Origin of the sequence: Xenorhabdus hominickii (assembly GCF_002632725.1) — a bacterium.
Lineage (GTDB): Bacteria > Pseudomonadota > Gammaproteobacteria > Enterobacterales > Enterobacteriaceae > Xenorhabdus > Xenorhabdus hominickii.
Map to the genome: position 1 here is coordinate 94,436 of NZ_NJAI01000003.1, position 22,725 is coordinate 117,160.

At 51.1% G+C, this 22,725-nt stretch carries 23 protein-coding genes and 1 pseudogene; 20 read left to right on the forward strand and 4 right to left on the reverse strand.

Annotation, left to right across the window (positions count from 1 at the left end; all coding sequences use genetic code 11):
* The first annotated feature begins 2 nt into the window (after positions 1 to 2).
* The 4 genes and pseudogenes from Xhom_RS45180 (at position 3) to ssb (ending at position 3,582) form a co-directional block, all read left to right on the forward strand.
* Positions 3 to 1,990 (forward strand): annotated as a pseudogene (locus Xhom_RS45180) (DNA topoisomerase III).
* 312 nt (positions 1,991 to 2,302) lie between these two features.
* Entirely contained in the window at positions 2,303 to 2,767 is a 465-nt protein-coding gene (locus Xhom_RS45175; protein ID WP_069317030.1) for an STY4534 family ICE replication protein, read from the forward strand.
* Entirely contained in the window at positions 2,748 to 3,053 is a 306-nt protein-coding gene (locus tag Xhom_RS45170; protein ID WP_418384607.1) for a hypothetical protein, read from the forward strand. Before Xhom_RS45175 ends, Xhom_RS45170 begins: the two co-directional genes overlap by 20 nt.
* 16 nt (positions 3,054 to 3,069) lie before the next feature.
* Positions 3,070 to 3,582 carry a single-stranded DNA-binding protein gene (gene ssb / locus Xhom_RS45165; RefSeq protein ID WP_069317029.1) on the forward strand — a complete coding sequence of 171 codons (513 nt, stop codon included), beginning with the start codon at positions 3,070 to 3,072 and terminating at the stop codon, positions 3,580 to 3,582.
* Positions 3,583 to 3,650: 68 nt separating this feature from the next.
* On the opposite strand, the gene Xhom_RS45160 is transcribed toward ssb, so the two are convergent.
* Together Xhom_RS45160 and Xhom_RS45155 are read right to left on the reverse strand one after the other, a co-directional pair.
* Entirely contained in the window at positions 3,651 to 4,340 is a 690-nt protein-coding gene (locus tag Xhom_RS45160) for a DUF4276 family protein (protein ID WP_232326116.1), read from the reverse strand.
* Positions 4,301 to 5,392 (reverse strand): AAA family ATPase, encoded by a 1,092-nt coding sequence (locus Xhom_RS45155; protein WP_069317027.1) that lies wholly within the window; start codon positions 5,390 to 5,392, stop codon positions 4,301 to 4,303. The genes Xhom_RS45160 and Xhom_RS45155 overlap by 40 nt, the downstream gene beginning before the upstream one ends.
* A gap of 452 nt (positions 5,393 to 5,844) precedes the next feature.
* On the opposite strand from Xhom_RS45155, the gene Xhom_RS45150 reads away from it, so the two are divergent.
* The 6 genes from Xhom_RS45150 to Xhom_RS45125 all read left to right on the forward strand — a co-directional run bounded on the left by Xhom_RS45150 (position 5,845) and on the right by Xhom_RS45125 (position 10,863).
* The gene (locus tag Xhom_RS45150; protein ID WP_069317026.1) at positions 5,845 to 6,126 is read left to right on the forward strand and encodes a helix-turn-helix domain-containing protein; all 282 of its coding nucleotides are present in this window, start codon (positions 5,845 to 5,847) and stop codon (positions 6,124 to 6,126) included.
* 150 nt (positions 6,127 to 6,276) lie between these two features.
* On the forward strand, positions 6,277 to 6,822 hold the full coding sequence (gene pilL2 / locus Xhom_RS45145; RefSeq protein ID WP_069317025.1) for a PFGI-1 class ICE element type IV pilus protein PilL2: 546 nt from the start codon (positions 6,277 to 6,279) through the stop codon (positions 6,820 to 6,822).
* Entirely contained in the window at positions 6,822 to 7,520 is a 699-nt protein-coding gene (locus tag Xhom_RS45140; RefSeq protein ID WP_069317024.1) for a TIGR03759 family integrating conjugative element protein, read from the forward strand. Before pilL2 ends, Xhom_RS45140 begins: the two co-directional genes overlap by 1 nt.
* Positions 7,496 to 8,035 carry an integrating conjugative element protein gene (locus Xhom_RS45135; RefSeq protein WP_069317023.1) on the forward strand — a complete coding sequence of 180 codons (540 nt, stop codon included), beginning with the start codon at positions 7,496 to 7,498 and terminating at the stop codon, positions 8,033 to 8,035. The genes Xhom_RS45140 and Xhom_RS45135 overlap by 25 nt, the downstream gene beginning before the upstream one ends.
* Positions 8,032 to 10,095 (forward strand): type IV conjugative transfer system coupling protein TraD, encoded by a 2,064-nt coding sequence (gene traD / locus Xhom_RS45130; protein ID WP_069317022.1) that lies wholly within the window; start codon positions 8,032 to 8,034, stop codon positions 10,093 to 10,095. The genes Xhom_RS45135 and traD overlap by 4 nt, the downstream gene beginning before the upstream one ends.
* 9 nt (positions 10,096 to 10,104) lie before the next feature.
* A complete protein-coding gene (locus Xhom_RS45125; protein WP_069317021.1) occupies positions 10,105 to 10,863 on the forward strand; it encodes a TIGR03747 family integrating conjugative element membrane protein in 759 nt (252 codons plus the stop codon).
* On the opposite strand, the gene Xhom_RS45120 is transcribed toward Xhom_RS45125, so the two are convergent.
* Both Xhom_RS45120 and Xhom_RS45115 read right to left on the reverse strand, forming a co-directional pair.
* Positions 10,860 to 10,997 (reverse strand): hypothetical protein, encoded by a 138-nt coding sequence (locus Xhom_RS45120; RefSeq protein WP_157104623.1) that lies wholly within the window; start codon positions 10,995 to 10,997, stop codon positions 10,860 to 10,862. The two genes, Xhom_RS45125 and Xhom_RS45120, sit on opposite strands and share 4 nt — an antisense overlap.
* Positions 10,998 to 11,014: 17 nt before the next feature.
* Positions 11,015 to 14,617 (reverse strand): AAA domain-containing protein, encoded by a 3,603-nt coding sequence (locus Xhom_RS45115; RefSeq protein ID WP_069317020.1) that lies wholly within the window; start codon positions 14,615 to 14,617, stop codon positions 11,015 to 11,017.
* Between the two features lie 286 nt (positions 14,618 to 14,903).
* Here Xhom_RS45115 and Xhom_RS45110 point away from each other — a divergent pair, with 286 nt between their 5' ends.
* The 10 genes from Xhom_RS45110 to Xhom_RS45065 all read left to right on the forward strand — a co-directional run bounded on the left by Xhom_RS45110 (position 14,904) and on the right by Xhom_RS45065 (position 22,652).
* Entirely contained in the window at positions 14,904 to 15,233 is a 330-nt protein-coding gene (locus tag Xhom_RS45110) for an integrative conjugative element protein, RAQPRD family (RefSeq protein ID WP_069317019.1), read from the forward strand.
* Entirely contained in the window at positions 15,230 to 15,466 is a 237-nt protein-coding gene (locus tag Xhom_RS45105) for a TIGR03758 family integrating conjugative element protein (RefSeq protein ID WP_069317018.1), read from the forward strand. The genes Xhom_RS45110 and Xhom_RS45105 overlap by 4 nt, the downstream gene beginning before the upstream one ends.
* 79 nt (positions 15,467 to 15,545) lie before the next feature.
* Positions 15,546 to 15,878 (forward strand): TIGR03745 family integrating conjugative element membrane protein, encoded by a 333-nt coding sequence (locus Xhom_RS45100; RefSeq protein WP_232326369.1) that lies wholly within the window; start codon positions 15,546 to 15,548, stop codon positions 15,876 to 15,878.
* Between the two features lie 10 nt (positions 15,879 to 15,888).
* Complete coding sequence (locus Xhom_RS45095) at positions 15,889 to 16,266, forward strand: TIGR03750 family conjugal transfer protein (protein WP_069317016.1); 378 nt, start codon at positions 15,889 to 15,891, stop codon at positions 16,264 to 16,266.
* Positions 16,263 to 16,919 (forward strand): PFL_4703 family integrating conjugative element protein, encoded by a 657-nt coding sequence (locus Xhom_RS45090; protein ID WP_069317015.1) that lies wholly within the window; start codon positions 16,263 to 16,265, stop codon positions 16,917 to 16,919. Before Xhom_RS45095 ends, Xhom_RS45090 begins: the two co-directional genes overlap by 4 nt.
* Entirely contained in the window at positions 16,916 to 17,749 is an 834-nt protein-coding gene (locus Xhom_RS45085) for a TIGR03749 family integrating conjugative element protein (protein ID WP_069317014.1), read from the forward strand. The genes Xhom_RS45090 and Xhom_RS45085 overlap by 4 nt, the downstream gene beginning before the upstream one ends.
* Positions 17,739 to 19,151: a TIGR03752 family integrating conjugative element protein gene (locus Xhom_RS45080; protein WP_069317013.1), complete on the forward strand. Its 1,413-nt coding sequence runs from the start codon at positions 17,739 to 17,741 to the stop codon at positions 19,149 to 19,151. The genes Xhom_RS45085 and Xhom_RS45080 overlap by 11 nt, the downstream gene beginning before the upstream one ends.
* Entirely contained in the window at positions 19,151 to 19,501 is a 351-nt protein-coding gene (locus Xhom_RS45075; RefSeq protein WP_069317012.1) for a hypothetical protein, read from the forward strand. The genes Xhom_RS45080 and Xhom_RS45075 overlap by 1 nt, the downstream gene beginning before the upstream one ends.
* On the forward strand, positions 19,489 to 19,890 hold the full coding sequence (locus tag Xhom_RS45070) for a TIGR03751 family conjugal transfer lipoprotein (RefSeq protein ID WP_069317011.1): 402 nt from the start codon (positions 19,489 to 19,491) through the stop codon (positions 19,888 to 19,890). The genes Xhom_RS45075 and Xhom_RS45070 overlap by 13 nt, the downstream gene beginning before the upstream one ends.
* Positions 19,890 to 22,652 carry a conjugative transfer ATPase gene (locus tag Xhom_RS45065; protein ID WP_069317010.1) on the forward strand — a complete coding sequence of 921 codons (2,763 nt, stop codon included), beginning with the start codon at positions 19,890 to 19,892 and terminating at the stop codon, positions 22,650 to 22,652. Before Xhom_RS45070 ends, Xhom_RS45065 begins: the two co-directional genes overlap by 1 nt.
* Positions 22,653 to 22,725 lie beyond the last annotated feature (73 nt).

Sequence of the window (22,725 nt, forward strand, 5' to 3'; positions counted from 1 at the left end):
AGATGCAGCTTTATTTATGTGAAAAGCCCTCTCAGGCGAAAGATATTGCCCGCGTTCTGGGAGTTAAACAGCGCGGACAGGGATTTCTCTTCAGTGCCCGTATCATTGTCACCTGGGCCATCGGGCATTTGCTGGAGGTGGCGGCACCTGAACAGTATGGTGAACAATTCGGCCCGCCGTGGCGGATGGAGGTATTGCCGGTGCTGCCCGTGCAATGGCAATGGTCGGTGAAGGAAGCCACGGCGGGGCAGTTTGCTGTCATCGAACACCTGTTAAAACAGGCTGATGAGGTGATTATTGCCACCGATGCCGATCGGGAAGGGGAAATGATTGCCCGTGAGTTATTGGAATATTGCCATTTCACGGGTGCAGTCCGGCGGTTGTGGCTGTCGGCACTGGATGAAACCAGCATCCGGCAGGCACTGTCGGCCATTTTGCCGGGGGAACAGACGGAAGCACTTTATCAGGCCGGGCTGGGGCGGGCGAGAGCCGACTGGTTAACGGGCATCAACCTGACCCGTTTGTATACCCTGAAAGCGCAGGCCCTGGGGTTCGGGGAGGTCTTATCCATCGGACGGGTTCAGACCCCGACACTGGCACTGGTGGTGAGCCGGGATAAGGACATTGCGAATTTTGTGCCGAAATCCTACTGGCAGGTGGTGGCGACACTGGAAAAAGACACTATCCGCTTTCAGGCGAAATGGCTGCCTGCCGCCGAGGATGGCGATGAAGAAAACCGCTGTATCCGGGAGACCGTGGCACAGGCCGTGCAACAGAGTTGTCAGCAGGCCACACAGGCTACAGTGATGACCGTCAGCAAAAAACGGGAGAAAACTCCGCCACCTCTCTGCTTTGATTTGGGCACGTTGCAGCAGACGGCATCCCGTCTCTGGGGGATGGGCGCCAGTCAGGTGCTGACGATTGCTCAGTCCCTGTATGAAACCCATAAAGCCACGACCTATCCACGTACGGATTGCGGGTATCTGCCTGTGTCCATGCAGGTAGATATTCCGGTGGTATTGACCGCACTGGCACGAACCGATCCGGCGATAGCTGATATTATCAACCAACTGGACAAACAACAGGTTTCCCGGGTCTGGAATGACAAAAAATCACGGCCCACCATGCCATTATCCCCACCCGTCACGCTTTTGATCTCACCCGGTTAACGACCGACGAGTTACAGGTTTATCAGCTTATTCGTCAGCATTATCTGGCTCAGTTTCTGCCCCCGCAGGAAACGGATGTGACTGAAGTGACACTGGATATCGGCGGGCAACGCTTCCGGGCGAAAGGGCGGGTCAATGTGACCACGGGCTGGAAAGCACTGTTTACTGAAAATCAGGAAAAGTCAGACGTTGATCCCCGGCTCCCGTGCTTTCATCAGGGCGAGCTCTGCCAGATTATTGAAGCCAGCATTTAGCCGCTGCACACCAAACCGCCGGCCCCATTTACTGAAGGTACTCTGATTGCCGCGATGAAAAATGCGGCCAGTCTGGTCAGTGATCCGCAATTAAAGCAGGTCTTGCGTGAGAATGCCGGACTAGGCACGGAGGCGACCCGTGCCGGCATTCTGGACACCTTGTTTAAACGCCGGCTGATTGAGCGGAAAAAGAAAGCGATTCAGTCAACACCACTGGCACGCGAACTGATTGCCGGGTTGCCGGAGGTCCTGACCAGTCCGGGCATGACGGCGTTATGGGAGCAGTCGCTGGAGGATATTGCGCAGGGTAAAACGTCGTTGGCTGTTTTTATGCAGAAACAGGCGCAGTGGCTGTTGCATTTAGTCGAACGCGGCAAGGCCCAGTCGCTACATCTGACGTTACCGAAAACCCCGGACTGCCCGAACTGTGGCAGCCGGATGCGGCAGCGGCAGGGAAAAACCTCGCCGTTCTGGGGCTGCGTGAACTACCTGGGCTGTAAAGGAATGCTGAATGACAAAGCGGTTACCCAATCGCGCAAGGTCAGGCGGGCAAATCAAAAAGTCTGACGATTTGGTTGTTGATTGACGTGTGGACGGGATGCTTTAAGAATCACCCTGTTTCTTAAATGATCGGTGAGCCTGCAACGATCGCCTTTGGGTGGCTGTAAAATTCCCGTAGCCTGAAAGGGAGTGCCTCAACGCGGTACATCTGCCCCCCTTTGGAAGCAGATATTGTCGGTTCAACGGCAATGAAGGTTCATATTCTTTATCAGCACGTCAGCAACGTCTATGCCTGACGCCCGGCGGGGAAAACCATTCCCGTCAGGGAGTCGGGTTTTCTCCGTCACATTGTATTTTTACTTCCATGGAGAACATCGTATGTCTGAGAACACCACAACCTTAACCAAAAACGACTATTTCAACCTGAATATTAAAGGACTGGGTTATCTGAATAATATCCGCCATGTCAGCACCGCCAGCGGCACGTTCCTGAGCTGTGTGATCAATGCATTAAATGGCCCGGGTGATAACCCGGTCTATGTCCGTTTTGATATCACCGTGGTTGGTAAGGAAGCGACCAGTCTGATCGGTCGTTGCCAGAAATCGGTGGATGAGGATAAGAAAGTGTTGCTGGGCTTCACATTAAGTAACCCGTCCACTGATATTTTCACCCTGAAACGCGGTGATCATGCCGGCGAACAGCGTGTCAGCCTGAAAGCCCGCCTGATTAAAGTGGACTGGATCAAAATCGGTCAGGACAAAGTCTATCAGGCTGAACAGTCTGATTCGGCTCCTCCCCAGAACGGCGTTGCGCAAACTGAATATGCAGAAAATTCATTCTGATATTCCTTTTACCCCACTGACTTGCCCTGATATTTCAGGGCAGTTCTTTTATTCTCAAAGACAACAGGAAGCAGAGATGAATATTGCCCCGATTGGTGTTCTGGCACTGCAATACTGCCATAAACAGTTACCGTTAGCTGTGTTACAAAGCCGTGCGGGATTTTATATCGGCACCATGGAGGCGGGCGTTCCGTGCTCCCGTGAATCAACCGAATATTTTGCCAGCCGTGAGCAGGCAGAGCTGGCGCTGCAACAAGGGCGCTGGACACAACGCCAGTCAGCATAACCGAGAGGAAATCAGCATGTCTTCGCGCGGCATTAACAAAGTGATTTTAGTGGGTCATCTGGGACAAGAACCGGAAATCCGTTACCTGCCAACGGGCGGCACGGTGACAACGCTGTCACTGGCGACTTCAGACAGTTGGCGGGATAAACAAACCGGCGACATCCGGGAGAAAACCGAATGGCACCGGGTAGTGATCTTCGGAAAATTAGCCGAAATTGCGGCGGAGTATCTGCAAAAAGGGGCTCAGGTCTACATTGAAGGCCAGTTGCAGACTCGCAAGTGGAAGGACCAACAAGGGCAGGATCGCTATTCAACCGAAGTGGTAGTCAATGTGAACGGCACCATGCAGATGCTGGGCAGCCGTGGTGAGGCAAAGCCAGTGGCTAAGCAGCAGAGTGCACCGAAACCCGTTCAGAAGCCCCAGCCCTCTCAGCCAACTAAAAAGGACAGTGCGCCAACACAAATGGCACAGCTTTCAACGTTGCCGGAAAAAACGGAGGAAATGGAGTGGGATGAGATCCCGTTCTGAGTGGTTTAACCTATTGCCCTGTTATCACAGGGCCTATTCTTATTTTTGAGTAACACTATGTGGTTTATTTACATACGAGCGATCAGTGTGGTCAGCTTATTTAGCCACTGACTGAAATGTGGGCATTGGGAACGAATGGTATCTAAGCCAATATCACCGACAATCAATGGGCCATGTAAGGTTTTATGATAATTGGGAATGATGGCCAAAATGCGTTTAGATGGCGCTGTTTGTGGGCTGTTGTTGATATCTTCAGGCGTATCAAATTTATCTTTGATGGCCTGTAGTGCGGCAATCGGCGCATTGTCATCAAGCCAGTCAGCAAATTTTTCGGGTTGGCAGAACAGTAAGGCTTCAAATTCATGTAATAACAGATTGGGAATAAAATTAGCCTGTCCGATATCATGAGCAAAAGCCTGCTCCAACTGTACGACCCGTTCGTTGCCTGCATTATCCCGTTGGGCATTATAGTCAGGGAAATCGGTAGGCAAACCGTAGTAATCGATAAGTGTCGTGACGAATGCCCCGGGATCTTGTCGGCATAAGCGGGTAATTTGGTGTTTTACTTTGCCATAACTCGTGATCCCACCTTTCTGGCTGGAACTTGTCTGAGCTAATATGGGAGTCAGATAGATCTGTTGTGCGAAGAAATAAGGCGCCAGTACATCCCGAACGAACGTTTCTTCCGTCTGTCCTTCTACAAAAACATGAATACGGATCATCGCTGTGGTCTCCCGCCGAGTAAGTTTTTCTTCCATAATTCACCCAGGCTATAGTCTTCAAGCCATTCGGACAGCGTTTCATTATCCAGTCGCTTAAAAGTGGAAGCGCCTTGTTGTTTGTCGACCACAATCAGGTCATCAGCATTAAACTGATTAACCAACTCAACCGACTGAGTAGAAATAATCAGTTGGTGTTGATTACTGGCATTTTTAATCAGACCAGCCAGTACATTGATTGCATAAGGATGGAGTCCGAGCTCAGGTTCATCAATAATAATCGAGTAGGGCATGTAGTCTTCGGGTTGTAACAGCACCGTTGTTAATAAAATAAAACGCAGTGTACCATCAGATAATTCACTGGCTTTAAAAGGAATATCCTGCTCTTTTTCTGTCCATTCAAGTTGAATATAGTCGGCATTATCCGGCGTAGGCCGCAGGTAAAAATCACCAAAAAAAGGGGCAACCATCTGGATGGTTTTGATAATGCGGGTGTAATGCTGCTGATGGTGTTTTTGCAGGCGATACAAAAACGCCGCTAAATTAGCCCCATCTTCCCGCAGATAATCATTGTCATTAATACGGTGGGTTTGTTTGACTTTGGCACTGTCACTCGTGTCATGAAAATGGTATACCCGCCAACAAGGTGTGATCGGCAAGGTGTCATTTTCGAGATTCGCATGATGCTGATTGACCTGAGATTCAAAATGTCCGGCTCCAATATCATACTCTCTCTTGCTGTCGCCAAAGAGTGATTCATGGCGGAACATCATACGGTTATCATTAGTGGGTTCCAGCTCAAATTTATAACCATTATGACCAAAAGAAAGCGCGGCACTCATACACTCGGTTTTTTTACGACCAAAGTGCAATAACGTGTCGGGTCCCCCCATTTTGCCAACAAGGGATTGTAAGCGCTGATCGAGTAGTACGGAGGATAAACGAAAGAAACTGATGAAATTGGATTTTCCGGCGCCATTGGCCCCAATAAGGACATTCAGGCTTCCCATTGGTAAATCACATTCTGCGATAGATTTGTAGCCTGTTATCTTAATTCTGCTTAAGTGGTCATTATTCGTTATTGGTTTCATAATTTTGCCTTTTCAGCATCATGTGACTCAATTGTGCCTTATTATACACTTTTCTGACGGTGGTCTGATGGATATTAGCTTGGGCAAGTACACCTGCCACGCTGAGTCTCTTATTTTAGATAATGCGCAAATAGGCAGTTTTTTGTTCTTTAAATCTGAGCAGAAGGTATAACCCTGTCATTTTATTTACTTGTTAAACTTACACGTTCGATTATTGAATTAGATAACGTAATTCGTTAAAGTAGAAACGCTATCGGCAAAATCCGATAGTCAGGGATTTCCAACCCTGAAAGGTCAATCCACTGGTAGGTAGTTTCTACCAGTGTGCCTGTTATCGCCCTTTCAATGGCGGTTCAGGCAGGGGAGACTCACGTCTCGCCGGATCGATTGACCTCCGGTATTGGAAACCCTGTCTGAACCACCACCAATAATCAACAGAAGGGGAAGCAGGTATGATTAACACTCAACAAGACTGGCACCCAGCCGAAGTTATTTGTGCATTACGCAAACGTGGTACCACACTCGCTGCTTTATCCCGTGAATCGGGACTCAGTTCTTCCACTCTGGCAAATACCTTATCCCGCTCGTGGCCGAAAGGAGAACTTATCATCGCGACCCGTTTGGGAATGGAACCCGCTGAAATCTGGCCCAGCCGTTATTTCGATGACTACGGCAATTTTATTGAACGAAAAATCCGTCAGTCGGTTGATGAAAATCAGGCAGCGGCTGAATAACGCACGGATAAAAAAACTAACATTGACACACAATAACGTTTTTTCGGCATATTAATTTTCAGCAAACACAGTTGAGTTGTTCATTGAATACATTACCGGGTTCCTTGCATAGTCAGGATTATTTTACGACTGAGCAGGAACCTATTTGGCATGAAAATAACGGTGTTAATCGGCTTAATCGCGGTCATACTGACGGGATGCACGACTCCCGTGAAACAACCGCTCCCTCAGCCTTCCCAAAATAGCTTTTCTTCCGTGACGCTGACACAAAATGTGCAGTCGGTTTCACCGGATATTTATCAGCAAACACCCGAAGTCGTCCGCTACGGGCGCTATGTGCTGGTCAGTACCGACCCGACAGCAGTGCAGCGTGATCCACTTTCCCAGTTGATTGATATTCAGCTTCCCACATCCCAGAGCCCCACTGTGGCTGATGCCATGCGTTATGCATTGCGCCAATCCGGCTACGCCCTCTGTGTGCCTGACAAGACGAATGATATTTTATATCGCCAACCGCTGCCATCCGTACACGCGCAGTTGGGTCCGATTCGGTTACGCACAGCATTGCAGATGATGGCAGGCCCGGCCTGGCAACTGGAGGTGGATGAGGTGCAGCGCAAAGTTTGCCATCATTTACGCCAGGGCTATCAGTTACCGGTTCCGGCTAAACAACCGCAGCAGGGAGGCGGACGTTGATGAAATTACACCAGCTCGGTGTGTTGGTATGGCTGCTGAGCAGTTCGGTCTGGGCAGTAACACCGACACCGTTAGCTTCACAGCAGACACGAACGACAGAAAGCCAGCCACAATCCCTGAAAAGTCAGGCTGAGCAGTGGCAGCTAAGTACCGGTGAATATCAGCGTTATCAGCACCTGATGAACGGGCCGCGGGGTATCCAATCGCAGGGACTTGATCCGTTGACCGCATTAGGTATTGAAGCCGAAAGCGAGGCCGAACGCCGTCGTTATGCTGAACAGTGGGTGAAGGCCGAGTTTGCCCGCACTGAAAAAGAGCTGCGTTTCCAGCGGGAAGTGAATGCGGCCTGGCAGCGGTTGTTTCCAGATGTCTTGCCGGTCAATATGGAAAAATCTCGTGAAGCAAACGGTCGCCTGGTATTGTTTGTCAGAGCCAAAGATTGCCCACAATGTGACATCCGTTTGGCTGAAGTCCTGGCGGCAAAGCAGCCGGTTGATATCTATCTGGTCGACAGCCAACGTAATGATGACACCTTACGGCAGTGGGCTAAAATGCATCATATTCCTGTTGAACAGGTTCGTAACCGGCAAATCACCCTGAATCATGATGCGGGATACTGGTTCCGGTTTGGTAAAGGACTGATGCCGGTATTATTACGACAGGGGGAGCAGGGATGGCAGGTCACGTCATTACAATGAAACGGTTGAGCGTATTCCCCATTATCGGCCTGTTATGGATGACTCCCTGCCAGGCCGAACTGAATGTGATTGCCGATTTGGGCGGCAAAGATGCTTCGCCTTTTTATGAAGGTATTCATGCTCAACCGGATGCTGTTTCTGCATTACCACCTTCTTCTTTACCCGAAAAATTGGGTGAAGCAGCCATGTTACCGGTTAACACACCGGAATTGACTCCGGGAACAGTCATAAGCCGCCCATTGCAATTACCCGGCATTGGGGCGTTATTTCTGATTGGGGATGATCCTGAATCACGCCAGTGGTTAAGCCAGCATGCTACTACATTGGCAAAATTGCATGCGGTGGGGTTGGTCGTCAATGTCAGGGAAATGGCGGACTTACAGACGCTGCGTGCGTTGGCTCCGAGTTTACACTTGTCAGCGGCTTCCGGCACAGAGCTGGCGCGTCGTTTGCAGTTACAGCATTATCCGGTGTTGATCACTGAAAATGCACTTACGCAGCAGCCCTCACTATGAGCCGTCGTTATGTGGTTGAAGCCTTGCTGCGTCCGGCTGTCGAGCTGAATACCGCTGTGGTTTCAGCGGTGGCCGCATTTATCTGCATTCGGGCACCCTGGGCGATTGCACTGGCACCCTCCGTCAGCTATGTGATGGCAGGGAGTTTTACTGTATTAGCGATAATACGCACATGGCAGGGCATTCAGGTTATCCGCTATCGCCGAAATCTGAGCCGTTTACCGCGTTACCAGATGAGCACAAAACACATTCCCGTCAGTCATCAGCGCTTGTTTCTGGGCCGGGGTTTTCGCTGGCAGCAGAAGCATACCCAGCGTTTGCAGGATACGCGACGACCGGAAGTCGAACGATTTGTGCAACCCTCTCAGGTTTATCAGCTTACCCGTTTACTGGAGCATCGAACCGAATACCGCTGGCCTCAGTTATCTGCGTTGTTACGCCGGGATTCGCCCTTTAATCCGGTGCGACCATTGCCTCCGGTTGGGGGCAATTCCATGATCCACGGTATTGAACCCCAGGAAGCGGAAGTGTTTATGGATCTGCGTGAACGGGTCGGACATACCTTAGTTATGGGCACGACTCGCGTGGGAAAAACCCGGCTGGCTGAACTGCTGATAACGCAGGATATCCGGCGGGGAGAGGTGGTGATTGTCTTCGATCCCAAAGGGGATGCTGATTTATTAAGGCGCATCTGGGCAGAAGCGCACAGGGCCGGGCGTGGCAGTGAACTGTCTCTCTTTCATCTGGGCTGGCCGGAGATTTCAGCCCGTTATAATGCGGTCGGGCGGTTTGGCCGGGTCTCCGAAGTCGCTTCCCGTCTGGCGGGGCAATTGAATGGCGAAGGCAACAGTGCCGCGTTCCGGGAGTTTGCCTGGCGGTTTGTCAATATTGTCGCCCGTGCGTTGGTGGCACTGGGGCATCGGCCGGATTACACGCTTATCACGCGTTACGTCAATAATATCAGCGAACTGTATCAGCTCTATGCCACTAAAGTGATGGTAGACAGGCAGCCTGTGCTGCTGGAACAAATCAATCAAACCCTCGGCAAGCTGAAAGAAAAAGATATTCCGCGCAATATGCAGGGTCAGCCGGATGGGCTCCGGCTCTGGGCAATGGAAATGACGCTCAGTTCTGAGGCCGGTAAACAGCTCTATGACCCTATTCTGGATGGGTTACGCTCTGCCGTGCGTTATGACCGTACCTATTTTGATAAAATTGTTGCGTCCCTGCTGCCTCTACTGGAAAAACTGACCACGGGAAAAATCGCAGAACTGTTATCACCGGATTATCTCAATATGGCCGATTTACGCCCCATTTTCGACTGGGAGCAGGTGATCCGCAAGAATGGCATTGTCTATATCGGGCTGGATGCACTGTCTGACAGCGATGTGGCTTCGGCAGTGGGCAACAGCATGTTTGCGGATTTGGTCAGTGTGGCCGGGCAAATCTATAAATATGGCATGAATGCGGGGTTGCCGGTTAGGCAGGACGGGAAGCTGGCAATTAACCTGCATTGTGACGAATTCAATGAACTGATGGGGGATGAGTTTATTCCGCTGATTAATAAGGGCGGTGGTGCCGGTATGCAGGTTACCGCCTATACCCAGACCTCCTCGGATATTGAAGCCCGTATCGGCAGCCCGGCCAAAACCGCGCAGGTGATTGGTAACTTCAACACCCTGATTATGCTGCGGGTACGGGATAACCGGACAGCCGAGTTACTCACCAGCCAGCTGCCGGAAGTGGAAATCTACAGCAAGACATTGGTCTCAGGGCATTCGGATATTGCCGATGTTGAACAGGGACAGGATTTTACCTCGTCTACACAGGACAGGGTCGGCACGGTCAAAACACCGCTGGTGACGCCGGCTGAGATGATTAACCTGCCGAAAGGACAGGCATTCGCCTTATTGGAGGGCGGGCAGTTGTGGAAAATTCGCATGCCTTTGCCCACCGGTGATGACGATGATGCCCTGATGCCGGCGAGTTTGCAGAACATCGCCGAGCAGATGCGACGGCACTACCGCACCAGTGAAAACTGGTGGGAAGAGAAGGGGTAATTTCACGTCATGGCACCGTCAGAAAACCCATCCCGTCAGCCTTCCCAACCATCCCGTAAGCATGGGTTGCTGTATCGTGTGTTATGGGAATGGCCGTGGCAACTTATCGGGTTTGTTGTGATGTCTTGGCTATTCAGTCTGTTACTGGAATATCTTGGGATGATTTTTTTCTGGCCGGACGAGGGCGCGGCTCACAGCCAGACGATGATGAAAACCGAGCTGCAATTTTTATCCTCGGAATTTACCCGGAGTCTGTTGTTGTCAGAACCTTCACAGACGGTCTCTGAGTGGTTGATGCAGGCGTATCAATGGCTGTTTGTTGACAGTGGTTTTCTGCACTGGATACAGGAGAAATCGCACTCTCAGCTTAATAGCCGCAATGACTTTCTGCGTGAATTCAATACAGTATTACATAGCATATCGGGTTATTTGCGGGAATATGCGCTGGCGACGGTATTTATCACGATGGTCACGTTAATCAGGTTGGCTATTCTGGCGCTGTCTGTTCCGCTGTTTGTGATGGTGGTGTTGGTCGCGTTGGTTGACGGACTGGGACGGCGGGATTTACGCCGGTACGGCGCAGGCTATGAATCGAGTTTTGTGTATCATCATGCCAAACGGGGGATTAAACCCGCCTGCACCATTCCCTGTGTACTGTATTTATCCTGGCCGGATGTGGTGTATCCCACGGTGATATTGTTGCCTGCGGCACTCTTGCTGGGAATGGCGGTGGTGATCACGACATCGATGTTTAAGAAATACCTTTAAATTGCTGGACGATGGCCTACAAAACGGTTGTTTGTTTTATAGGCCATCGTCAGCAGACAAGCCGCACGGCGGCGCGTCAGTGATTGCTCTCCGTCTTTGAGGCTGTTTTTTGCCAGTTTAGATGCTGAACACAATATGGCGTCTGTGATAGTTATTCCAGACTCAGGCGAGCTCTCATTTCCTTAATCAACGAAGTATCATCAAGTTCAGCACTTATCTCATGACGAATGGCATGACTGAACTTCTCACTGCGCTGGCAGCTATAGTGGTAACCATGAGATAGCCAATTCCAGCTACCTAAAACGATATAACGACCATCAATCATGACCACTTTTTCATGGGTACCTTCTATCAGGCGTATCACATTCTCTTTTCCAAGCTTGTCACGGTACTCGGCAACCAAAGACGCATCATTATCATCAGCTTGCTCAAAACGTTGATGATAATAACCATAATAAACTTTTACTTTAACACCCCGTTGCTGTGTTGCTACAAGCTGTGCCAATTCAGGTCTCTGATATTCTTTACCGCTTCGTCTTATCCACGGTGCGATCACAATCATTTCCTTTTCACTCCGTGCAGCCAGCGCACTGAATGCGGTAATATGTTCACAGTCACGATAATAACGCTGTAAGCATGGTGTTTTGCTCAGGGTTGTAAATTGAGGAGGCTGACTTCCTTGCTCAAGAAGAAAATCTTCCGCAACGCTATCGGCAAGCACCTTGAGATATCCACCCGCTTGTCGCAGACGGCGATAATTGCCGACAACGATAAATTGCTGTTTGGCACGTGAGACCGCGACGTTGAGCATATTAGGTGCATCATTTTGAAAACCCGAGGTGTCAAGAGGATGAAAAATCACCGGACTGTAAATAATAACCTCAAATCCGACACCCTGGAACTGATGCACGGTACCGATACAGTTCTTCTGTTCGTGATTCATACGTTGAGCGAGGCGCTTAATCAGCAATGACTTTTGATTTGTATAAGGCGTGACAATACCGATATCTGCGGTCAGATCATAACCCGACTCTTCCAGCTTATCCAATAACTCTTCAATAGCGTTAACCTCATCAATGTTAGTATTAACGAGATTGCCTTTCTGACCTTCTATGCTATAGAACATTAAATGGTGACCGCCTGATTTTTCAAAGGCGCTATTGATACGTTCAGAGGGCGGTGTAGTTTCCACCGTGACACCACGGTAACCTGCCAGCCGGATAAAGAGGTCAGCAATCGGTTTCTGACATCGACGGTGTTCATCAAGAATAATACCGCGGCCGATATCATTTACCCGGCCTGAAAGAGAGCCAGCGGCTCGATGCCAGCCTGTGACGGTTGCCGGCGAAACCCGCTCATACAGCGTGTTGTTATCTGTAAAGTGACGTTCACGCAGTTGTGTCTTCAGATTTTCAGAGAGATTACGGATCGGTTCAATCTGCAACGGATCGCCGACAATCATAGCTTTCTCACTGCGGCTTAATAGTGGGACCAGCGACTCAACTGAAACCATGCCTGCCTCATCGCAAAGTGCCAGATGCCAAGGTTTATGGCCCTTTAGGTCACTAAGCTTACAATATCCGGCCATCTTCCTGGCGGATACCAGTGTCGTCGCCATTACCGGATATACCAGCGACAATGCACAGTAGAATTCATCCAACTTATCCAACCAGCGAAGAAAGCCTGGGGGATAGCGTTTACTGAACATAGTCTGCCAGAGTGTTAGCACCTCTTCCAGTTCGGTTTTCCGTTTTAATTGTTCCTGCCAAAGATAGCCAATAGCCGCTTCAAACATTTCCCGATGCTGACGCACAAAGCGTTTGCGCAGTATGTCATTCCAGTTACCTTCAGGATAACGCTGCTGATACTGAGTCACCATTTGTTGCGCATATACGACTTTATTCCATTGAGTCTGCAAATCTGCCACTTCGACACTCAGGCTGAGCAAATTATCTTCTTGCTGCACATCAGGCTCAGGTTGTAGGAGCAGTTTCAGAAGCCGGAGATTTTCTATCTGTTGCGACAGAGATTCGCTCGCATCTGCCAATGCGGCTAACTGTTGATGGGAAAGTTCAGTCAGATTGAAATATTGAAAATCCTCTGAAGCGGCAGTATACATTTGCTGTAATCGTGCCCGGTATTTTCCTTCAAACAGACGAGTGAGATGCCGCCAGATACCTGTGCGTGGATAGTCACGGTAATGTAGCTCAAGCGCTGGACGCAGTGGTGAATCCATCCAGCGGAGAATTTGTTTTACGTTATAGGGTTGAGGCCAAGTCGCTTGCAGGATTTGATAAACTTTTCCTGCCTGCTGATATAATGCCTTTTTCTGGCGTAATACCTGAAGACGTTGGACTAGCTGACAGGAAAAATCATTAAGATCGTCAGGATGACTAAACGAAGCATCAATACCCTGATGTTGTGCATGAGCAGCAAATGCAGTGAGTTTTTCCGCGAAACGTCGGGGAAGCTCCTGTACGCTTGTTGTATCCAGCTTGCAGTCGGTAACAGATTGTAGAGCGGCGGCTTTATCATTCAAGTATGTCTGATAGCAAATATTCAGCTCATTGTAATGCCGATGCAAAATCGCTAAATAGTCACGCTGAATGTGTTCCTCATAACGTTCTTGTCGCCAGCGGCTAATGAGTTTCTCTAGCCGTACAAGCTCATTTTGTATCTTCTTCTTAGAGCCACCGTGAAACCAGAGCCAGTCAAGCTGTTGAGTCAGCGGGTCATTACGAAGATCATCAATAATATTTTCCACCGCTTTTATTGCGGTAGATGTCACCAGCATACCTAAATTGCGGTCATTGCCGTCAGCAATGAGTAATGCCCGGGCGACCAGTTGCTGGGCAATCAGCGATTTAAACAGTGTAGTTTTGCCTGTTCCCGGGGCACCCTGTACGGCAATCAGGGGCTCATCCTGATTAATCGCTTGTATTGCTTCCATCTGCCCATGCCCAAGCGGATAGTGTGTTTCAAACAATCCTCCGGTTACTCGCTCATATTGCTCTGGAGGTTCTTCCTCACTGTGAGCATGATTGAGGTATTGTTCCAGCAGAGGAAACGCATCGTTGGTATTGCCACATAACCAACTGAAATCTTCGATATCACGTTTCAGGTTGTAATCTTCATTATGTAGCGGAGCCACGAGGGCGTTGAATGCGGTTTCCAGTTCTCTATTTTTACCGTCAGGCTGCGTGGTGACCCAGCATTGAAGTGCCTCAAACGCTTCAAGGAAGGTGTCATATTTACAACCAGTCAGAGCGCTGACCAGACTCATCATATGGCGATTTTCACCCAACTCAGCCAGTTGAATGCCAAACATGTCACGGAAGGCAGAGGGTAACGCGCTGACCTGCTGTCCGTCTTTAACCGGTAGCAATAGAGAATGGCTATTTTGTTCAAAAAACGATTTTGGCAGAGGGAAAGAAAATAATGGCAGGTACTTAACGTTAGCTTTATCACGGTCATACTCGATACAGCGCAACAGTGGAAATAGCAGGTTGACCGGCTCAATATGGGTAATCTCACCCTTGTTGCCATATTTAACAAAATGCCTGCGCCAGTTTTCATACATTTCAGGCGATATGTGGAGGAGCACGCCGTTTGGCGTCTCCTTACAATTGTCTTTATTGAGTACGAGCTGGTGATCTTCATGCACTAAACTGGCCGATATTTTACTCTTCTCTGCGCCACTGCATTTTAGATAATCTTGCCATGCTGTAAGGATAACTTTCGAAGAATTTTTCATTATACTGGATATGCCTTGTCAATCCATTTTCCTTTAAATTTATGTAAATAGAATAACATAGAAGGGATAAGGCGGGTCTGTGATTCTTGTCAACTTAACCAAAGTGTATAGATGAAACGTTCAAATTAATCCGCAGCATGTCTATTCCTACATAATGAAACCATTAACCCAATAAATTAGTCAGGCCACTTACCTAATTCTCACCCAAGAATAAAGAGTTTATTGCTGATCTGATTTAGAAAACACCGCATCCTCGCACTCGGAGTCTATGATGAGGTGAGTCTTTATGCGTTGTTGCTTTTCGATATCCGGTTCTGTCTGTTTGCTGGGATTGACTGTATTGTGTATGCCACTGGCTTATGCGGCTGAGAAAGATGAGCTGGCCAGTGCCAAACGTCTGATTGATCAGGTTCAGATGGCACTGGAACGCGCAAACATCGCCGAAAAGCAGTCTGACATGTCAGAACATCCTCGTTATAACTTTGATTATTCACGCATCAGGGCCGACCTCCATACCCTCAAAGCCGGTATCGACCGCTACCTGAGTCCTTCCCGCGATCAGCCCCGTGTTCCCGTCCCCCTCTCCGGCGATTACCGCCAGGAACATCCGCAATGACCCCTGCCCAGCGCCATGCCTTTGAAGCGGCTTCAGGACACTTTGATATTTATTTTCTGTCTCTGGTGTGTGTCGGCTTTTTTCTGGCCACGTTGTTTTTGTGGGCGGCCTGGGCGGCGGTGGAGGTCTGGAACGGCTGGGCGAATGAAAAAGTGCGTAATCAGACCCTCAGTCAGTTTGCTCTTCGAACCGCAGTATTGCTGGTCGTGGCGGTCTGGATGTTTGCCAGTTGAGTCAATGAACATAACAAAAAGGAACTGAATCACTATGAAACGAATTTTTACCACTTGCCGTCAGTTCAGCACAAACCTGATGACCCGGGTCAGCACTTTTCTGTTGCTGCTGGGTTTTTCCTGTGAATCGGCCTGGGCCGATTTGCCTTCGATTGAACCGCCCACAAGTGGGGGCCGTGGCGGATTAATGGGGCAGGTAAAAGGGTATGCGCAGGATGGCATTGTGATTGGCGGGCTTATCCTCTCCGCAGTGGCGTTCTTTAAAGTGGCCTCGGCTGCGGTGGAAACCTTCTCCGAAGTGCGCGATGGCAAAGCCACGTGGACCCAGTTTGGCTCGATTATTGTGGTTGGTATTGTGTTGCTGGTTGCGGTGATCTGGTTGCTGGCAAAATCGGCCAACATTATTTTTTAAGGTGCCGCGGATGCAGACGATCCCCTTTTTACCCGATCGCTTAAACGCCGAACCCGTCGTATTTCGCGGCTTCACCACGCCGGAGATGGGGCTGGCAGCCATCGCAGGGCTGGCCCTCGGTCTGGTGGTCAGCCTTCCCTTTATTCCGTTTGCCGGTTGGGTGATGCTGCCGACCGGCATGCTGATGATGCCGTTGTTACTGATGAGCGTTGGCGGGCGCTGGCTCGCTCAGCTGAAGCGGGGCAAGCCGGAAAACTATCTCTGGCAGAAACTGGAAGAGAAAAAACGCCGATTAGGGCTGGGTGACCCAACGTTGATTATTGCGGCGCAGGGCTGGTCATTACGCCGCAGCAGGCAGGCGCACTGCAACGGGAGAGGCGTGTTATGAGTCGCTTTCGTCATGCGGTCAGAAACCGGGACCAGCATATTCTGACCCTGCGGGTGGCGTGCGGCATTCTGGTGGGGGTGCTGCTGCTGAGCCTGCTGGGCTGGATGGCTTCCCCGCGCAATCTCACCATTCATAACCCGCCGGATTTACGCAGTGGCAGCACCCGGGCGTGGTGGGAAGTGCCGGCACCGAGTGTCTACAGCTTTGCCTTTTATATTTTCCAGCAACTGCATGCCTGGCCGAAGAACGGGGCACAGGATTATCCGGCCAAAATTGAAGCCTTATCGCCGTATCTGACCCCCGCGTGTCAGGATTTTCTGCGTGCGGATGCCCGAATCCGGGCTGACAGCGGTGAACTGCTCGATCGGGTGCGGGTGGTGTATGAAGTGCCCGGCCGGGGCTATGAGACCCGCAGTGTGAGGGTGCTTGATCGCGATAACTGGGTGGTACGGCTGGATTTGGTGGCGGATGAATATTATCACGCCGAACCGGTCAAACGGGCATTGGTGCGCTATCCGCTGAAAGTGGTGCGCTGGGAAGGCGATGCGGAGCGTAATCCTTTTGGTCTGGCACTGGATTGCTACGACGGGATGCCACAGCGGCTGGAAGCTCTGCCACCGTCAGCGGAAGAGAAAAAAGGCGTATTTCAATGAGAAGAGATGTATTTGACTGGTGCAGTGTCTGGCTGGTGCTGCTCAGCCTCCTGCTGTTCAGCGTTGGCACAAAGGCCGATGAGCTGCTGACATGGGAGCGGATCCCGTTACCGGTTACGCTTAAGGTCGGGCAGGAGCGGATTATTTTTGCGGACCGCAATGTCCGTGTCGGTCTGCCCCCGGCACTGGGTGAGAAATTGCGGGTGCAGAGCACGGGCGGTGCGGTTTATCTGAAAGCCAACAGTGCATTCCCGTCAACCCGACTACAATTGCAGGACAGTGAGAATGGCGAAATTATCTTACTGGATGTGACCGCCGGCAAAACCGAGGTCAGCGAACCCGTGCGTATTATTTACCCGGCTGAAAAATCAATAGATTCAAAAGATAAATCGCACTCACAGAGCAAACCATCATTGTCTGCGCCTACTCCCGTGCTGTTAACCCGCTATGCGGCCCAGCAACTGTATGCGCCCCTGCGTACGGTGGAGCCGGTCAGTGGCATTCAGCTGGTGAACCTGCATCTGGCTGCCTCCATCACCACCCTCTACCCGTCAGAGCCGGTTGAAGTGACCCCGCTGGCCGGCTGGCGACTGCATCATCACACCGTGATGGCCCTGAAACTACGCAATACCGCCAAACGGATTATCTCGCTTGACCCACGCGCCTTACAGGGACAGTTCGTCACTGCCACCTTCCAGCATCGCTGGCTGGGAAAAGCCGGAACGGCGGAAGATACCACGGTACTCTATCTTGTTACCCAAGGGGCGCCGGGTAACGCCCTCATTCCTGAACCGGTATTGGTAAAACCGGGAGGCCGCGATGCAGATTAAATCCAACAGTCTGGTAAAAATACTGGTGCCGACCGTATTGGTGATTGGTGGGTTTATTGGTATCAGGAGTTGCAGCTCAACAGAGAATAGCGCGCCGGATAAACCACAGAATAACGCTCTGGCGACCCTCTCTCCGGAAGAGTTACAGGCGCTGGGGGTGGGTGGAGATACACCGGAAGATACCCTGCACACGCTGGTCGGGACGCTCAATGCCGTGCGGGCAGAGCAGAAACGCTTAGACCAGCAGAATGCCGCGATGAGAAAAGAAAATGACCAGTTAAAAAATCAGCAACAGGATGTTGCCGGTCAGATAGAGGCTGCGGTTGCGACTATCCGGCAGGACGATGAACAGCGTCAGCGCACGTTACAGGACGAACAGCAGGGATTGCTGGCCCAGATTGATTTGCTCACTGAACGGTTAAATTCAACGCCGTTGTCGGCACCGGATAATCAGATACCCCTGGGTAGCGGGCTGGCAGGGAGTTCATATTCTGCCAGCACTATCAGAGGACAGGATGACCTTATCTGGGTTACCCCGGCCGATGAAAAAATCCCCGATAGGCAAACGATGGGCAATGGAAAAACGGCGGCTCAGTTTCCCACCTCTTTTTTAAGCGAACAACCGACCACCGTAAAAAATAATCCACAAGTTCCATCGGCTAAGGCCGACAACGAAAAACCGGTCTACACCCTGCCGGAAAATGCCACTCTGGTGGGCAGTCAGGCTATGACCGCATTATTAGGTCGCGTTCCTGTTAATGGCACAGTCACTGACCCCTATCCGTTTAAAATTCTTATCGGTAAAGATAACCTGACCGCTAACGGTATCGAACTGCCGGAGGTGGAAGGGGCGGTGGTGTCCGGTTCCACCAGTGGCGACTGGACGTTGTCCTGCGTGCGTGGTCAGGTCAATTCCATCACCTTTGTGTTTCAGGATGGTACCGTGCGTACTTTGCCGGGCAGCGGACAGAATCAACAGGGTATCGGCTGGTTGTCTGATGAAAACGGCATTCCCTGCATCAGTGGTGAGCGTAAATCCAATGCCAGTACTTATTTACCAACATTGTTTGCGTTGTCAGCCATGAATTCAGCCGGCAATGCCCTGAACGAGAGCCAGCAAACCGCCCAAACCAACGGTACCGGCGGCATCACATCCGCATTAACCGGCAATGCCGGTCAGGCGACACTCGGCAAAGCAGTGGCCGGGGGCATGAATGAGATGAGCGAATGGTTCAAACAACGCTACAGCCAGACCTTCGATGCCATTTACGTCCCACCCGGTGCCCATGTTGTCGTGCATATCACACAAAGTCTGGCGATTGATTATGAAACAACAGGCCGTAAGGTGCGTTACGGTTTTAGTGAATCAGTTCAACGTCATCATCAGGAAGCCTTAGATTAATGGAAACGACGTCTTCTCCATGGCTGTTTAGTGCCAGCCAGCCTTATTGTCTGCAAACCCATATAACTCCACAGGCTGAACCCACACCAGTTCAGCTTGACTGGCGACCCGGGCGTACCCAGGGCAGTCAATTATATCTCTTTAGCGGCAATGAGAGCCGATTGCTGAATGACGGGGATTTTACCGTTTTTCGGCTGACCGAATTTCAGTGGCAATCAATGCTTGCAGGCAACAGCGAGGCTGAACACTGGGAGCGCTTGCCGTTTACTTTATCGGAACTGGCGGTACACCCGGAATTTGCCACGTTTACCCTTATTAGTAGCCCGGAGGCTCAGGGATGCGAAAAATAACCTATGCTATCGTGTTAGGTCTGACGGGGCTGCTGGCAGGCTGTTCAGCCTCGAAAGAGATGTTGCTTCCGGCCGGCGAACAGACGGTGCTGGCCATGTGGCAGGGAAATCAGGCGGGGCAGAGCGTAGCACAGGCAAGGCAAATTTTGCGCCGGGCGTTAAACCCGGCCGAACGGAGTCGGGCATTGAGTGAGCCTGACAATTACAGCCGCTCGGCTGAGCATGAAATCAGCCAGCAGTTTCCCCGCCTGCCCAATCCCGATATGGTGATGTATGTCTACCCGCATCTGGTGGCAGGCAAGACGCCGGTACCGGGCTACAGCACGGTGTTCCCGTTTTATCAGCAGGTGCAGTATGCCCTGCCGGGTGAACGCACGGAGGCACCGTAATGGAAAACCCCAATGCATTGCACCGTCCCGGCAAACTGCGCGAAACGGATGAAGCCGCGATTTACCGGGCGAATCCGTCGATTATTGACTACCTGCCCTGGGTGGAATATCTGGAAGACGGGCAGTGTTTATTGCTGGATGATGGTGTGTCCGTGGGGGCCGTCTATCAGATTGAACCCATCGCCACCGAAGGACGCCCTGCCGAGCGGTTGCTTGAAATCCGTGACCAACTGGAAGATGCGATTCAGGACAGTCTGGATGAGGACGATATGTCCCCGTGGGTGGTGCAGTTTTTTTGTCAGGATGACGATGACCCGTCGGGTTACCTCAATACGTTACGGGGCTATGTGAAACCGTGGGCGCAGGGTACCGCCTTTACTGACGCTTTTCTGGCAGAATCAGCACGTCACCTGAACAACATTGCGCAGCCTGACGGGATATTTCAGGATAGCTTAATCACCGGGCAACCGTGGCGGGGGCAGCAACGCCAGACGCGCATGGTGGTTTACCGCTGGTTGCCTGCGCATAAATCGAAGGCTCACCCTCAAACGGTATCGTCGGTGGCAGCACTCAATCAGGTCTGTGAACGACTGGTCTCCTCACTGGCATCTGCCGGTATTGTGGCGACCCGACAAAATGGTAGTCAAATTCACCACTGGCTGCTGCGCCATTTTAATCCGGCCCCGGACTGGGGCATGACCAAAGCCGATTTTTATCGTGCGGTGCGTTATGAGTCATCCGCACAGTCCGATCTCCCGGTGAATAATGACTTTGCCGAAAGTCTATGGTTTACCCCGCCGGTGTCTGATCCCGATAACGGTGTCTGGTGGTTTGACGGCCTGCCGCATAAAGCAGTGCCGGTTGAGCGCCTGCGGCGTCCGCCCGAGCCGGGCACCCTGACAGGGGAAGTGAAACGGGGAGACAATATCAATGCGCTGATGGATATGATGCCGGAAGGCACTGTGGTCACGCTGACCATTGTGGCGCAGGCACAGGATACACTGGAAGAAAGCTTCACCCGACTGGCAAAAAATGCCGTAGGGGAAAATACCGAATCACTGCGCGTCCGGCAGGATGTACAGGCCGTGAAGGAATTACTGGGGCGACGCCATAAACTGTACCGCAGTGCACTGACCTTTCTGGTGCGCGGTCAGGATTTAGATAATCTGAACCAGCGGGTGCATCAGTTATCTTCCACATTACTGAGCGCCGGATTACAGCCCGTGCGACCTGAATTCAGTGTGTCCCCGCTGAATGCTTATTTACGGGCGTTGCCGATGGGCTTTAACCCGCAGAAAGATAAAAAACACTGGTACAGCCGTCTGACGTGGGTCCAGCATCTGGGAGGACTTATGCCTGTCACCGGACGCTCAACCGGCACCGGGCATCCGGGCTTCAGTTTCTTTAACCGGGGTGGAGCACCGCTGACCTTTGATCCAATGAACAAACAGGATCGCACCCAAAACGCGCACTTATTGCTGTTTGGCCCGACTGGGGCAGGGAAATCCGCCACGTTGTGTGCTTCGCTGGTACAACTGATGGCGATCCACCGTCCGCGTCTGTTTATTGTCGAAGCGGGGAACAGTTTTGGATTGTTGGCAGACTATTACGCCAGTCTAGGGCTGACGGTGAATAAAATCGGTATTAAACCGGGTTGTGGTGTCAGTCTGGCGTTGTTTGCCGATGCGCATCAGTTGCTGCAACTCAGTCCAAAACAATTACGGATTAATGAAGCCGATATTCCGGACACGGAGGAAGGACAGGAAGAGGGCGATGAACAGCGCGATATTCTGGGTGAGATGGAAATTGCGGCCCGGCTGATGATCACCGGCGGTGAGAAAAAAGAAGAAGAACGCCTGACCCGTTCGGATCGCGGTTTGATCCGTGAAGCGATTATGCTGGCCGCACACACCAGCTATGAGGCAGGGCGTCAAATGGTGGCCTCAGACTTACAGGATGCACTTTATGCCATCGCCCGTAATCATCGGCAGGATGAACACGGTCAGCCCTTAATCACGGCACACCGTCGGGCACGGGCCGATGAAATGGCCGGAGCCATGTCGATGTTTACGCAGGGATTTGAAGGCGAGCTGTTTAACCAATCCGGTAGCCCGTGGCCGGAAGTGGATGTGACGTTAATTGATTTGGGTACACTGGCACGGGAAAACTACTCGGCACAGATGGCACTGGCGATGGTGTCACTGATTAACACCGTCAATAACCTCGCCGAACGCGATCAGTATCAGGACAGGGAACTGCAACTGGTGATAGACGAAGGCCATATCACCACCACCAACCCGCTGTTGTCCCCCTATATGACTAAGGTCGTGAAAATGTGGCGTAAGCTGGGTGCCTGGTTGTGGCTGGCCACGCAAAACCTCGCTGACTATCCCGACACGGCTGAAAAAATGCTGAACATGGCGGAATGGTGGTTATGTCTCACCATGCCCCCGGATGAAGTGGAGCAAATCGCCCGCTTCAAAAAACTCAATGAAGAACAAAAAGCCGTACTGCTTTCTGCCAGTAAACTCCCGCGTTGTTATACCGAAGGCGTGGTGCTGGCGAAAAAAATAGAAGCGTTATTCCGGGTTGTGCCACCGAGCCTGTATCTGGCACTGGGCATGACGGAAAAAGAAGAAAAGTCTGAGCGAAGAGCGTTAATGCAGACATATCAATGTAGTGAACTGGAAGCGGCAGTTTTAGTCGCAAGAAAGATGGATGTAGCTCGGGGGTTACAGGTTGATCCCGACCATCCTGTATAAACGTGGGTAACATAGTCTGCTCTTTCTATGGATACAGGCCACACTGGAAGGTAAATGCTTTATCACATGATTT

Coding starts and splice junctions, on each gene's coding strand:
- ssb (WP_069317029.1), top strand. CDS start 3,070: ATGTCTTCGCGCGGCATTAACAAAGTGATTTTAGTGGGTCATCTGGGA.
- Xhom_RS45080 (WP_069317013.1), top strand. CDS start 17,739: ATGCAGATTAAATCCAACAGTCTGGTAAAAATACTGGTGCCGACCGTA.
- Xhom_RS45170 (WP_418384607.1), top strand. CDS start 2,748: ATGCAGAAAATTCATTCTGATATTCCTTTTACCCCACTGACTTGCCCT.
- Xhom_RS45090 (WP_069317015.1), top strand. CDS start 16,263: ATGAGTCGCTTTCGTCATGCGGTCAGAAACCGGGACCAGCATATTCTG.
- Xhom_RS45085 (WP_069317014.1), top strand. CDS start 16,916: ATGAGAAGAGATGTATTTGACTGGTGCAGTGTCTGGCTGGTGCTGCTC.
- Xhom_RS45140 (WP_069317024.1), top strand. CDS start 6,822: ATGAAATTACACCAGCTCGGTGTGTTGGTATGGCTGCTGAGCAGTTCG.
- Xhom_RS45105 (WP_069317018.1), top strand. CDS start 15,230: ATGACCCCTGCCCAGCGCCATGCCTTTGAAGCGGCTTCAGGACACTTT.
- Xhom_RS45155 (WP_069317027.1), bottom strand. CDS start 5,392: ATGAAACCAATAACGAATAATGACCACTTAAGCAGAATTAAGATAACA.
- Xhom_RS45065 (WP_069317010.1), top strand. CDS start 19,890: ATGGAAAACCCCAATGCATTGCACCGTCCCGGCAAACTGCGCGAAACG.
- Xhom_RS45070 (WP_069317011.1), top strand. CDS start 19,489: ATGCGAAAAATAACCTATGCTATCGTGTTAGGTCTGACGGGGCTGCTG.
- traD (WP_069317022.1), top strand. CDS start 8,032: ATGAGCCGTCGTTATGTGGTTGAAGCCTTGCTGCGTCCGGCTGTCGAG.
- Xhom_RS45095 (WP_069317016.1), top strand. CDS start 15,889: ATGCAGACGATCCCCTTTTTACCCGATCGCTTAAACGCCGAACCCGTC.
- Xhom_RS45100 (WP_232326369.1), top strand. CDS start 15,546: ATGACCCGGGTCAGCACTTTTCTGTTGCTGCTGGGTTTTTCCTGTGAA.
- Xhom_RS45115 (WP_069317020.1), bottom strand. CDS start 14,617: ATGAAAAATTCTTCGAAAGTTATCCTTACAGCATGGCAAGATTATCTA.
- Xhom_RS45150 (WP_069317026.1), top strand. CDS start 5,845: ATGATTAACACTCAACAAGACTGGCACCCAGCCGAAGTTATTTGTGCA.
- Xhom_RS45110 (WP_069317019.1), top strand. CDS start 14,904: ATGCGTTGTTGCTTTTCGATATCCGGTTCTGTCTGTTTGCTGGGATTG.
- Xhom_RS45135 (WP_069317023.1), top strand. CDS start 7,496: ATGGCAGGTCACGTCATTACAATGAAACGGTTGAGCGTATTCCCCATT.
- pilL2 (WP_069317025.1), top strand. CDS start 6,277: ATGAAAATAACGGTGTTAATCGGCTTAATCGCGGTCATACTGACGGGA.
- Xhom_RS45160 (WP_232326116.1), bottom strand. CDS start 4,340: ATGGAAGAAAAACTTACTCGGCGGGAGACCACAGCGATGATCCGTATT.
- Xhom_RS45075 (WP_069317012.1), top strand. CDS start 19,151: ATGGAAACGACGTCTTCTCCATGGCTGTTTAGTGCCAGCCAGCCTTAT.
- Xhom_RS45175 (WP_069317030.1), top strand. CDS start 2,303: ATGTCTGAGAACACCACAACCTTAACCAAAAACGACTATTTCAACCTG.
- Xhom_RS45125 (WP_069317021.1), top strand. CDS start 10,105: ATGGCACCGTCAGAAAACCCATCCCGTCAGCCTTCCCAACCATCCCGT.